Consider the following 13,127-nt stretch of genomic DNA (forward strand, 5'->3'; position numbering starts at 1 on the left):
AGTCCTTCTGCATCATGATCCCGCCGCCGAACGTCACCGGCAGTTTGCATATGGGTCATGCCTTCCAGCAAACCATCATGGACACCATGATCCGCTACCAGCGCATGCAGGGCAAAAACACCCTGTGGCAGGCCGGTACCGACCACGCGGGTATCGCAACCCAGATGGTGGTGGAGCGTAAGATTGCCGCTGAAGAAGGGAAAACCCGTCACGACTACGGTCGCGATGCCTTTATCGACAAAATCTGGCAGTGGAAGGCCGAATCCGGCGGCACCATTACCCGCCAGATGCGCCGTCTCGGCAACTCCGTAGACTGGGAGCGCGAGCGTTTCACCATGGACGAAGGCCTTTCCAATGCCGTGAAAGAAGTCTTCGTTCGCCTGTACAAAGAAGATCTGATCTACCGCGGCAAGCGCCTGGTCAACTGGGACCCGAAACTGCGCACCGCGATTTCTGACCTCGAAGTGGAAAACCGCGAGTCTAAGGGCTCGATGTGGCACATCCGCTATCCGCTGGCAGACGGTGTGAAAACTGCAGACGGTAAAGATTACCTCGTGGTTGCCACCACTCGTCCGGAAACCGTGCTCGGTGACACCGGCGTAGCCGTAAACCCTGAAGATCCGCGTTACAAAGATCTGATTGGCAAATTCCTGGTGCTGCCGCTGGTTAACCGCCGCATTCCCATTGTTGGTGACGAACACGCCGACATGGAAAAAGGCACCGGCTGCGTGAAAATCACCCCGGCACACGACTTTAACGACTACGAAGTCGGTAAGCGTCACGCGCTGCCAATGATCAACATCCTGACCTTCGACGGCGATATCCGCGAAAGCGCGCAGGTGTTCGATACCAAAGGCGAAGAGTCCGACGTTTATTCCAGCGACATCCCGGCGGAATTCCAGAAGCTGGAGCGTTTTGCCGCGCGTAAAGCCATCGTTGCCGCCGTTGATGCCCTGGGCCTGCTGGACGAAATCAAACCTCACGATCTGACCGTGCCGTACGGCGACCGTGGCGGCGTGGTTATCGAGCCAATGCTGACCGACCAGTGGTACGTGCGTGCCGACGTGCTGGCGAAGCCTGCCGTAGAAGCGGTAGAAAACGGCGACATCCAGTTCGTGCCGAAGCAGTACGAAAACATGTACTTCTCCTGGATGCGCGACATTCAGGACTGGTGTATCTCCCGTCAGCTGTGGTGGGGTCACCGTATCCCGGCGTGGTATGACAACGAAGGCAACGTCTACGTTGGCCGCACCGAAGAAGAAGTGCGCAGCGAAAACAACCTGAGCGCAGACGTCGCGCTGCGTCAGGACGAAGACGTGCTCGACACCTGGTTCTCCTCCGCGCTGTGGACGTTCTCGACCCTCGGTTGGCCGGAAAACACCGACGCACTGCGTCAGTTCCACCCAACCAGCGTGATGGTCTCCGGCTTCGACATTATCTTCTTCTGGATCGCCCGCATGATCATGATGACCATGCACTTCATCAAAGATGAAGACGGCAAGCCGCAGATCCCGTTCAAGACCATCTACATGACCGGCCTGATCCGCGATGACGAAGGCCAGAAGATGTCCAAATCCAAAGGTAACGTCATTGATCCGCTGGATATGGTCGACGGTATTTCTCTGGCTGACCTGCTGGAGAAACGTACCGGCAACATGATGCAGCCGCAGCTGGCGGAAAAAATCCGCAAGCGCACCGAGAAGCAGTTCCCGGACGGCATCGAGCCGCACGGCACCGACGCCCTGCGCTTCACCCTGGCCGCGCTCGCCTCAACCGGCCGCGACATCAACTGGGACATGAAGCGCCTGGAAGGCTACCGCAACTTCTGTAACAAGCTGTGGAACGCCAGCCGCTTCGTGCTGATGAACACCGAAGATCAGGATTGCGGCTTCAACGGCGGCGAAAAAGTACTGTCGCTGGCCGATCGCTGGATCCTCGCGGAATTCAACCAGACCGTGAAAGCGTACCGTGAAGCGCTGGATAACTTCCGCTTTGATATCGCCGCGGGCATCCTGTATGAGTTCACCTGGAACCAGTTCTGTGACTGGTATCTGGAGCTGACCAAGCCGGTGATGACCGGGGGCTCTGAAGCAGAACTGCGCGGCACCCGCAACACGCTGGTCACCGTGCTGGAAGGTTTGCTGCGCCTGGCGCACCCAATCATTCCATTCATCACTGAAGAAATCTGGCAGCGCGTGAAGCTGCTTTGTGGCAACACTGCCGACACCATCATGCTGCAGCCGTTCCCGGCGTTCGATGCCGCTCAGGTTGATGAAGCCGCGCTGGCCGATACCGAATGGCTGAAGCAGGCGATCGTTGCCGTACGTAACATCCGCGCGGAAATGAACATCGCGCCGGGCAAACCGCTGGAGCTGCTGCTTCGTGGCTGCAGCGCCGATGCCGTGCGTCGCGTGACCGATAACCAGAGCTTCCTGCAGTCCATGGCGCGTCTGGAAAGCATCACCATTCTGCCTGCGGATGACAAAGGCCCGGTTTCCGTGACCAAAATCATCGACGGCGCAGAGCTGCTGATCCCGATGGCTGGCCTCATCAACAAAGAAGATGAGCTGGCGCGTCTGGCGAAAGAAGTGGCGAAGATCGAAGGCGAAATCAGCCGCATCGAAAGCAAACTGTCGAACGAAGGCTTTGTGGCACGCGCACCGGAAGCGGTGATTGCCAAAGAGCGTGAGAAACTCGACGGCTACGCCGAAGCGAAAGCGAAGCTGATTGAACAGCAGGCCGTGATCGCCGCGCTGTAATCCCTCAACCCCTTACGCACCCGCGTAAGGGGTTTTCTTCCTGAAAACTCCTCGCTTGCACTCATTTTTCTGCGGTGCTATTAACTGCACTATCTGTCACATATCGCCACGAGTAATGCTATGAATGTTATGACCCCCGCCGCCCTCACGCTGCGCCGGATTGCTGAGCAGGATAATTCAGCCGTCGCTTCGGTCATCCGCCAGGTTTCTGCCGAATACGGCCTCACGGCCGACAAAGGCTACACCGTGGCCGACCCGAACCTGGACGAGCTGTATCAGCTCTACAGCCAGCCGGGGCATGCCTATTGGGTTATCGAGCAAGGCGGGAAGATCGTGGGCGGCGGCGGCGTAGCGCCGCTGAAATGCAGCGATACGGATATCTGCGAGCTGCAAAAAATGTATTTTCTGCCCACGGCGCGGGGCAAAGGCATGGCGAAGAAGCTGGCGCTGATGGCGATGGATCATGCGCGTCGTCAGGGATTTACGCGCTGTTATCTGGAAACCACGGCCTTTTTGAAAGAGGCCATCGCGCTGTATGAGCATTTAGGCTTTGAGCATATAGACGGCCCGCTCGGCTGCACGGGCCATGTGGATTGCGAAGTGCGGATGCTGAAGGTGCTTTGATTTCATCCACTTTGCCTGCCGCCGTTCGCGCAGGCAAAAGTCAGTACAGCTTGTGCTCCCGCATAAACCCTTCCCCACCAAGCTGGCGCATCTGACGCAGGATCCACGCCTGACGGCTGCGGATGTAACCGGAAGGCGCATCAGCCCGAAACTTGAGAGGATTCGGCAATACGGCGGCCAGTAGCGCGGCTTCAGACATCGTCAGCTTGCTCGCAGGCTTGTGGAAATAGCGCTGCGAAGCGGCTTCCACGCCGAACACGCCTTCGCCAAATTCAGCGATATTGAGGTAAACGGTCAGGATGCGTTTCTTGCTCCAGACGGTTTCAATCCCCACCGTCAGCCCGGCCTCCAGCCCTTTACGCAGCCAGCTTCTTCCGTCCCACAAAAACAGATTTTTGGCGGTTTGCTGCGAGAGCGTTGAGGCACCGCGAATGCGGTTCTCGTTGCGTTCGTTGTGCGCCAGCGCCTTTTCTATCGCCGACACGTCAAACCCCCAGTGTTCGGGGAATTTCTGATCTTCTGCCGCAATCACCGCCAGCCCCATCCACGGCGTCATCTCATCCATGCTGACCCAGTCGGAATGGGCCAGATAGTGGAAGTTGCCGCTAAAGATGGCGCCCAGCTGACGCTCAACCATCACCGCCGAAAACGGGACGGGCAGCACGCTGAACAGCGCTATTCCGCCGCCCCAGAAAACGGCAAGCACCAGCAGCACCCGCAGCGCAATGCGTTTCAGCCAGGAGAGAGGTGAACGACGTGATCTCATTCGCACAGCACCAGCACACGCGCGACCAGCTTCTCGATGCCCGTCGCGGCCTCAGCGATATTCTGCGCCAGCATGTAGGCAGGCGTTGTCACCACTTTGTTCTCTTCGTCCACGACGATATCATCCACCGGGCAAGGCACGTGCTCTGCGCCCATCTCTTCCAGCACTTCAGCGGTGTCTATGTCAGTTCCGATAGTGATGCGCAGCGGGAAGTCGAAAATCGCGGGCAGCATCGCCGGGGCGATACACATAAAACCGAGTGGCTTACCGGCCTGATGCAGCGCCTGCGACAGCGCCTTCAGCTCCGGATCGACACTGCACTGGCTTCCCTGCACGGCAAAATTGCTCAGGTTTTTCGCCGCACCGAAACCGCCGGGCACAATCAGCGCGTCCAGCTCGCGTGCATCTGCCATCGACAGCGGCTGAATCTCACCGCGGGCAATACGCGCGGCTTCAATCAGCACGTTGCGTTCGGGCGCCATCGATTCACCAGACAAATGATTAATCACGTCCGACTGGGCTTTATCAGGCGCAAAACAGACCGCCTTAGCGCCGCTGCGGGCAATCGCCAGCAGGGTCAGCACCGCTTCATGGATTTCACTGCCGTCATAGACACCACAGCCGCTCAGCACGACGCCAATTTTTTTCATAACGCGTTTCCTTGTTGCAACCGTATGAAGCCCATCAATTATTTTGATTTAACCGCTATGCTTCACACATTTTACTGATTTACGTAACAAATATTATAAGTTTTGCTATCTTAATGAGCGTACAACCCCGTTTTCAGGCAGTGCCAGTCAACAACGATATCAACGCTAAGGCGCAGCCACGATTTCCCTGGTGTTGGCGCAGTATTCGCGCACCCCGGCTTGACCGGGGTCATTTTTATCGGCTGGCCACCCACGCTTTCAGGGCTGCCACATCCTGTTGCCATTCGGCTTTCATCTCTTCAACCCATTCCCCCACGTTGTCCCACCACGCAGGAAGATCGGGCGTCTGGATCTGCTGCCCCAGCTGCTGAATATGGCGCAGGCCAATAGAGCCCGCCGCGCCTTTGATTTTGTGCCCCTCTTCGACAATGCCCTTCTGGTCGCGAGCGGTCAGGTTAGATTCCAGCACCGCCAGGTAGCCCGGCATCATTTTCTCGAACACGGCCAGACCGTCGGTAATCAGCTTTGGCCCCACCAGTTCGATGTACTGCTGAAGCATGTCGGTATCCAGCACGTTGCTTGATTTACTGCTGTCGCTTGCGGTCACGTGGTTCTCCTCGTCGTCAGGGGTATCCCAGAATTTCTGGATCATCGCCGTCAATGCCGGCACGGAGAGCGGTTTGCTCAGGACATCATCCATGCCCGCATCCAGGTACTCTTTTTTGTCTTTCAGCACATTTGCGGTCAGCGCGACCAGCGGCGGCAGCTCATCGGCATGGTAGCGCTGCTTCAGCTCGCGGGAGATATCCAGGCCGGTCATGTCCGGCAGCTGAATATCCAGCAGCACCAGGTCGTATTCGCCCGGGGTGAACATCTCCAGCGCGGCCTTTCCGGTCATCGCCACGTCAACGCTGTTGCCGAGTTTCTCCAGCACCGAGCGCGCCACAATCACGTTAAGCTCAATGTCTTCCACCAGCAGCACATGCAGCGCTGGAAGCGGCATATCGTCGTCGCTGAACGCGTCCTCGACTTCCTCCGCCACCGCCGGCGCATGAACCGTCAAGGTAAAGGTTGAACCGCTGCCCGGAAGGCTTGCGACCGTAATATCACCGCCCATGCTTTTCGCCAGGCGGCGCGATACCGCCAGACCAATACCGGTGCCGGTAGCAGGCTTCCCGCCCTGACTGTCCTTCACCTGATAATACATGGCGAAAATCTTGTCCTGCTCCTCCTGCGGGATCCCGATGCCGGAGTCCTGCACTTCGAAATGCAGCATGTCGCCTTCGTCATAGCGCACCCGCACCGAAACGTTGCCCTGCTGGGTAAACTTCACCGCGTTGCTGATGAGGTTCCACAGAATTTGCCGCAGGCGCGTGCCGTCAGTGATGACCTTATGCGGCAGCGGCAGCGTCGGATCCATCACGAAACGCAGCCCTTTTTGCTGAGCCTGCAAACCGGAGAGGTTCTCCAGGTCGGCCAGGAAGCTGGTGAAATCGACCGGCTGGTTATCCAGCTGCACCTTCCGGCGCTCCATCTTATCCATGTCAATAATATCGTTGAAGATATTGCCGAGCGTCACTGCCGAAACATGAATGGTTTTCAGGTATTTTTCCTGCTCGGTGGTGAGCTCGGTATCCAGCAGAATGCGGCTCAGGCCGACGATGCCGTTCAACGGCGTACGCAGTTCGTGGCTGATGGTGGAGATAAACGTGGTTTTGTCGCGGCTGGCGCGTTCGAGCGCATCCTGGTAGCGCTTGCGCTCGGTGATATCGCGGCCAAAGCCCATCAGGCCATGACGCTTCCCGACGCGGTCATAGTACGGCACTTTACGGATTTCGAAGCAGGCCTTGCGCCCGTCCGGGTAGTCGAGCCACTGCTCATAGGTCAGAGAAACGTTGTGGCGGAAGACTTTCTCATCGGTTTCAATGACTTTTGCCGCCGCGTCCGGGGAGTAGACATCCGCTGGCTTCAGGTGAATCAGCTGCTTTTCGCTTTTGCCGGTCAGCAGCTCCATGGCGCGGTTGCAGCCGGAGAACTCTTTATCTTCGTTGCGGTAGAACACGAGGTCCGGCGAGGCATCAAGGAAGGAGCGCAGGAAAGAGGATTGCTGCTCGAGCTGGATCTGCGTCTGTTCGCGCTCTTTCATCTCGATTTTCAGCTGCTCCAGCGTGCTCTGGCGCTCGGCCTCCGCTTTTACGCGGTCGCTGATTTCCTGGTTAAGCTGAGCGATGTTGTCCTTCAGCTGTACGTTAAGCTTCAGGTCGCGGTCACGCATCTCCTCAAGCTTATCGACAAGCTTCGACAGGCGCTGACGCGACTCCTCCAGCTGTTCCACCACCACCGAGAGGAAATAAACCGCCCAGGGCGTAATCAGCAACCCGAAGAAGATAGAGCGGATAACGTCGATACTTTCGACCTGACCATGCAGCACCATGGTGACCGCCATCTGTACCACGATGGCCAGCACCACCAGCGCCAGGGCCAGCAGCATTGAGAAGCGCACCAGGCCGAGCTTCATCATCAGATCGACATAGTACTGCGCAAGCATTCGGATTTGCTTCATAGGGATTTCCTTCACCACAACGTCGCTCAATAATACCCAATTCTGAGCAACGCGTTGAAGGTTGTGCGAAAAATGCGGTAATGATTGGCATCAGGAAGGTAAAAACGCCCCTTTCTTGCCGGAAAAGGGGCGTTGCGTCAGACGATTACTGCCAGCCGTAGCGACGGCTGTAGACCCCTTTCACCAACTGCGTCAGGGTCATGTAGCCCACCAGAATCGCCACCAGCCACGGGAAGTAGGAAAGCGGCAGCGGCGTCAGCGACAGATAGACTGCCAGCGGGCTGAACGGCAGCGCGATCCCGACCACCATCACCAGCAGCGTCATCACAATCAGCGGCCACGCGGCCCGGCTCTGAATGAACGGAATGCGGCGGGTACGGATCATATGTACGATCAGCGTCTGCGACAGCAAGCCCACCACGAACCAGCCGGACTGGAACAGCGTCTGGTGCTCAGGCGTATTGGCGTGGAACACAAACCACATCAGGCAGAAGGTCAGGATGTCGAAAATCGAACTGATCGGTCCGAAGAACACCATAAAGCGCCCCAAATCTGCCGGGTTCCAGCGCTGTGGCTTCTGGATTTGCTCCTCGTCAACGTTATCGAACGGGATTGCCACCTGGGATACATCGTACAGCAGGTTCTGAATCAGCAAGTGCAGCGGCAACATCGGCAGGAACGGCAGGAAGGCGCTTGCCACCAGCACGCTGAAGACGTTACCGAAGTTAGAACTCGCGGTCATCTTGATGTATTTCAGCATGTTAGCGAAGGTCCGGCGGCCTTCAATAACCCCCTCTTCCAGCACCATCAGGCTTTTTTCCAGCAGGATGATATCCGCCGCTTCACGGGCGATATCCACCGCGCCGTCCACGGAAATACCGATATCTGCCGCACGCAGCGCCGGGGCGTCGTTGATACCGTCGCCCATAAAGCCGACCACGTGTCCTTCACGCTTGAGCAGCGTGACGATACGCTCTTTGTGCATCGGCGTCAGGCGGGCAAACAGCGTAGTGCGCTTTGCCAGCGCCGCCAGCTCGTCGTCGCCCATCTCGTCAATGCTGCTGCCCACCACCACATCGCCCACTTCCAGGCCGACTTCGTGGCACACTTTTGCCGCCACCAGCTCGCTGTCGCCGGTGAGGATTTTCACGGTGATGCCGCTGGCCTTCAGCGCTTTCAGCGCCGGTGCGGTGGTCTCTTTCGGTGGATCGAGGAACGCGATGTAGCCTTCGAGGATCAGATCGGATTCATCAGCACGCTGATAGTCGCCAGCTCGGGCGGGCAGATATTTCGTCGCCACCGCCACCACGCGCAGCCCTTGACGGTTCAGGGTATCCGTTACGCGGCGAATACGACGCAGCATGGTGTCATCGAGCGGGACAATCTCGCCGTTGTAACGCACCTGAGTGGAAACGTTGAGGATCTCCTGTAACGCGCCTTTGCAGATCAGCTGGTGCACGTCGTCCTGCTCGGACACCACCACTGACATCCGGCGGCGTTCGAAATCAAACGGGATTTCATCGATTTTCTGCCAGCGCTCGGACAGGCTGCGGGCTGACTCCTGCTCCACGCCTTCCAGCACCGCCACGTCGAGCAGGTTTTTCAGCCCGGTCTGGTAGTGGCTGTTGAGCCAGGCGCTGTGCAGCACCAGTTCGCTGGTTTTGCCGGACACATCGGTATGGTTTTCCAGCACGATTTTGTCCTGCGTCAGAGTGCCGGTTTTATCGGTGCAGAGGATGTCCATCGCGCCAAAGTTCTGAATCGCGTCGAGGTGTTTCACAATGACCTTCTGCTTCGACAGCTTCACCGCCCCGCGCGCCAGCGTCGAGGTGACGATCATCGGCAGCATTTCCGGGGTCAGGCCCACGGCCACGGAGAGCGCAAACAGCGCCGCTTCCCACCAGTCGCCTTTGGTGTAGCCGTTAATCAACAGCACCACCGGCGCCATCACCAGCATAAAACGGATCAGCAGCATACTGACTCGGCTGATGCCTTTCTGGAACGCATTCGGCTCGCTTTCCTGTTCGCTGACGCGCCCCGCCAGCTGACCAAACCAGGTATTGCCGCCGGTTGCAAAGACGATCGCCTGCGCCGAACCGCTCACCACGTTGGTGCCCATAAAGCAGAGGGTATCGGCTTCCAGCGGATTGTTTTGCTGCGGATCACGGCTGCGCGCCACTTTCTCCACCGGCAGCGATTCGCCGGTCAGCGAAGCCTGCGCGACAAACAGATCGCGCGCCTGAAACACGCGCAGATCCGCCGGGATCATGTCACCGGCCGAAAGCTTAACGATATCGCCCTGCACCAGCTGATCGATAGGGATCTCCAGCCAACGGCTTTCCCCCAGCTCGTTCACCACGCGCAGCACCGTCGCAGTGTTGCTCACCATCGCCTTCAGCGCATCGGCGGCTTTGGTGGATCGCGCTTCCTGAATGAAGTTCAGCAGCGTGGAGATCATCACCATCAGGCCGATAACGCCCGCGGCAAACAGATCTTCCGTGGAGTAGGAGATCACGCCGAGAATGGTCAGCAGAATGTTGAACGGGTTACGGTAGCAGAGCCACAGGTGCACCCACCATGGCGATGGCTTCTGCGCAGGAATAACGTTGCTGCCGTGCTGTTCGCGCGCATCTTCAACTTCCTGCTCGTTCAGCCCTTCCGGGTGGCTGCTGAACGCCCGCCAGATTTCGTTTTCATCCATCGCCGCGACGTTCAGACACTGCTTGCTAAGAGAGTCCGGAATCGGCGCAGCGGCCAGGTTTTTTGCATCCGGCAGCGGATCGCGGCTGACCAGACGATGTGGCAGATGGCGGCTGAGCTGTGCGATCAGCTGCCGGGTAATGTTTTTCAGCATAATAAGCCCCTTCGCGCTCGCCGTTCGGCGATCGCGGGTAACTGTCAGGCGCAACGAGGCCGCACCTGATGGTACTTTTTTAGTTAAAACAGGGACATCTGAGAAATGACGTCACTGCCTCACGCATTATCCGGTAAGGCAGCGAAAGACTGGCTTACCGGGAAAAGATCATGCTCCATCGATGATGGGACGTGGGATCGGGATCCATACAGCCTCCGGTAAGTGAAAAGAAACGCTGCGCACTATACCTCTTAAACCTTACAATGCGTAGCGATAATGCCGATTATTATAGGCGCGCATAGCTAAACGGCGCGTATACCAGACTTTACTCATTGAAGTTTCATTGAGTACGATTACGCTCTTTCTTCAAATCGCTTCGCTGACACGGGAAAAAAGGATGCAAAACCGGCTGACCATCAAAGATATTGCGCGCTTAAGCGGCGTCGGGAAATCGACGGTTTCCCGCGTGCTGAACAATGAAAGCGGCGTCAGCCAGCGCACCCGTGAGCGGGTCGAAGCGGTGATGAATCAGCATGACTTCTCCCCTTCCCGTTCGGCGCGCGCCATGCGCGGCCAGAGCGATAAGGTGGTGGCGATCATTATGAGCCGCCTGGATTCGCTGTCGGAAAACCTCGCAGTGCAGACCATGCTCCCGGCGTTCTACGAACAGGGTTACGACCCGATCATGATGGAAAGCCAGTTTTCGCCAGAAAAGGTGGAAGAACACCTCGGCATGCTGCGCCGCCGCAATATCGACGGCGTGGTGCTGTTCGGCTTTACGGGCATCACCCAGGCGATGCTAAAGCCCTGGCGCGAAACGCTGGTGATGCTCGCCCGCGATGCCAAAGACATTGCCTCCGTCTGCTACGACGATAAAGGGGCCATTACCCTGCTGATGCAGCACCTGTACGACAAAGGCCACCGCCATATCAGCTATCTGGGCGTGCCGCACAGCGACGTGACCACCGGCAAGCGCCGCCACGACGCGTATCTCGCCTTCTGTAAAAAACACAAAATCCACCCTGTTGCCGCCCTCCCGGGCCTGGCGATGAAGCAGGGTTATGACGCCGTCAGCAGCGTCACCCATGAAGAGACTACCGCGCTGGTTTGCGCCACCGATACCCTCGCCCTCGGCGCCAGCAAATACCTCCAGGAACAGCGCAACGACACGCTACAGCTGGCGAGCGTCGGCAACACCCCGCTGATGAAATTCCTGCATCCGGAGATTGTCACCGTCGATCCGGGCTACGGTGAAGCGGGCCGCCAGGCCGCACATCAGTTGATCGAGCAGATCAATGGCCGTATCGCACCCCAGCAGCTGATCATCCCTGCCTCCCTCGCCTGACGGCTACGCGCAAAACCGAATTATTGTGATCCTCACCCAATTTCGGGAACGTTCCCATTTTCGATTTTCAGCGAAGCGGATACTCTTGCAGCCAGTCAATACACTCCCTTTCTTCTACAGTCATGAGGCTTCATGATGAGCAAAGTTAATCAACAGGACATCGACAAACTGATCGTGCTGGTTGGCGGGCGCGATAACATCGCCACCGTCAGCCACTGCCTGACCCGCCTGCGCTTCGTGCTGAACGATCCGGCAAAGGCCGATCCGAAGGCCATTGAAGATCTGTCGATGGTGAAAGGCTGCTTCACCAACGCCGGGCAGTTCCAGGTGGTGATCGGCACCGACGTGGGTGACTGGTACAAGCTGCTGCTGACCACCACCGGGCAGGCTTCCGCCGATAAAGAGCAGGCTAAGCTTGCCGCACGCCAGAACATGAAATGGCACGAGCAGATGATCTCCCATTTCGCGGAAATCTTCTTCCCGCTGCTGCCCGCGCTGATCAGCGGCGGCCTGATCCTCGGCTTCCGTAACGTCATCGGCGACGTGCCGATGAGCAACGGCCAGACCCTGGCGCAGATGTACCCGGGCCTGAAAACGCTGTACGACTTCCTGTGGCTGATTGGCGAAGCCATCTTCTTCTATCTGCCGGTCGGCATCTGCTGGTCTGCGGTGAAGAAGATGGGCGGTACGCCAATCCTCGGCATTGTGCTCGGCGTAACGCTGGTCTCTCCGCAGCTGATGAACGCCTACGAGCTCGGCAGCAAGATTCCGGAAGTGTGGAACTTCGGCCTGTTCGCCATTGAGAAAGTCGGCTATCAGGCGCAGGTGATCCCGGCGCTGCTGGCAGGCCTGGCGCTCGGCTTTATCGAAACGCGCCTGAAGCGCATCGTGCCGGATTATCTCTACCTGGTGATTGTGCCGGTCTGCTCGCTGATCCTGGCCGTGTTCCTCGCCCACGCCTTTATCGGCCCGTTTGGCCGCTGGATTGGCGATGGCGTTGCCTTCGCGGTACGCCACCTGATGACCGGCAGCTTCGCGCCGATTGGGGCGGCGCTGTTTGGCTTCCTGTATGCGCCGTTGGTTATCACAGGCGTCCACCAGACCACGCTTGCCATCGACATGCAGATGATTCAAAGCATGGGCGGCACCCCGGTATGGCCGCTGATTGCGCTGTCTAATATTGCTCAGGCGTCTGCGGTTGTCGGCATCATTATCTGCAGCCGCAAACACAACGAGCGTGAAATTTCAGTGCCTGCTGCCATCTCCGCCTACCTCGGCGTGACCGAACCGGCGATGTACGGCATCAACCTGAAGTACCGCTTCCCGATGCTCTGCGCGATGATTGGCTCCGGCCTGGCGGGCCTGCTCTGCGGCCTGAACGGCGTGATGGCCAACGGGATTGGCGTCGGCGGCCTGCCGGGTATCCTCTCCATCCAGCCGAAGTTCTGGGCCGTTTATGCCCTCGCAATGGCGATTGCGGTGATTGTGCCGATTATCCTCACCACCGTGATGTACCAGCGTAAATTCCGCCAGGGCGCGTTACAGATTGTCTGACTTTTTCGGGGC

Annotated in this window: 9 protein-coding genes; 4 read left to right on the forward strand and 5 right to left on the reverse strand. The window is 58.1% G+C overall.

Annotated features, from left to right (window positions below; all coding sequences use genetic code 11):
• Together RTU33_RS17495 and RTU33_RS17500 are read left to right on the forward strand one after the other, a co-directional pair.
• Positions 1–2,759, forward strand: a 2,759-nt coding sequence (locus RTU33_RS17495) for a valine--tRNA ligase (protein ID WP_312629054.1), incomplete at its 5' end; no start/stop codon positions are given.
• 120 nt (positions 2,760–2,879) lie between these two features.
• Positions 2,880–3,383: a GNAT family N-acetyltransferase gene (locus RTU33_RS17500; protein WP_312629055.1), complete on the forward strand. Its 504-nt coding sequence runs from the start codon at positions 2,880–2,882 to the stop codon at positions 3,381–3,383.
• A 40-nt stretch (positions 3,384–3,423) separates the two neighbouring features.
• Here RTU33_RS17500 and mtgA read toward each other — a convergent pair whose 3' ends face one another.
• The 5 genes from mtgA to mgtL all read right to left on the reverse strand — a co-directional run bounded on the left by mtgA (position 3,424) and on the right by mgtL (position 10,424).
• Positions 3,424–4,149 carry a monofunctional biosynthetic peptidoglycan transglycosylase gene (gene mtgA / locus RTU33_RS17505; protein ID WP_312629056.1) on the reverse strand — a complete coding sequence of 242 codons (726 nt, stop codon included), beginning with the start codon at positions 4,147–4,149 and terminating at the stop codon, positions 3,424–3,426.
• A complete protein-coding gene (gene elbB, locus RTU33_RS17510) occupies positions 4,146–4,799 on the reverse strand; it encodes an isoprenoid biosynthesis glyoxalase ElbB (RefSeq protein ID WP_312629057.1) in 654 nt (217 codons plus the stop codon). The genes mtgA and elbB overlap by 4 nt, the downstream gene beginning before the upstream one ends.
• A gap of 235 nt (positions 4,800–5,034) precedes the next feature.
• Positions 5,035–7,362, reverse strand: coding sequence for an aerobic respiration two-component sensor histidine kinase ArcB (arcB, locus tag RTU33_RS17515; RefSeq protein ID WP_312629058.1), 2,328 nt, complete (start codon positions 7,360–7,362; stop codon positions 5,035–5,037).
• 145 nt (positions 7,363–7,507) lie between these two features.
• Positions 7,508–10,216, reverse strand: coding sequence for a magnesium-translocating P-type ATPase (gene mgtA, locus RTU33_RS17520; protein WP_312629059.1), 2,709 nt, complete (start codon positions 10,214–10,216; stop codon positions 7,508–7,510).
• 154 nt (positions 10,217–10,370) lie between these two features.
• Entirely contained in the window at positions 10,371–10,424 is a 54-nt protein-coding gene (gene mgtL, locus RTU33_RS21905) for a mgtA regulatory leader peptide MgtL (protein WP_409438261.1), read from the reverse strand.
• Between the two features lie 189 nt (positions 10,425–10,613).
• On the opposite strand from mgtL, the gene treR reads away from it, so the two are divergent.
• On the forward strand, positions 10,614–11,561 hold the full coding sequence (treR, locus tag RTU33_RS17525; protein ID WP_312629061.1) for a trehalose operon repressor TreR: 948 nt from the start codon (positions 10,614–10,616) through the stop codon (positions 11,559–11,561).
• A 135-nt stretch (positions 11,562–11,696) separates the two neighbouring features.
• A complete protein-coding gene (gene treB / locus RTU33_RS17530) occupies positions 11,697–13,115 on the forward strand; it encodes a PTS trehalose transporter subunit IIBC (RefSeq protein ID WP_312629144.1) in 1,419 nt (472 codons plus the stop codon).
• Positions 13,116–13,127 lie beyond the last annotated feature (12 nt).

This window comes from Scandinavium sp. (genome assembly GCF_032012665.1).
Lineage (GTDB): Bacteria > Pseudomonadota > Gammaproteobacteria > Enterobacterales > Enterobacteriaceae > Scandinavium.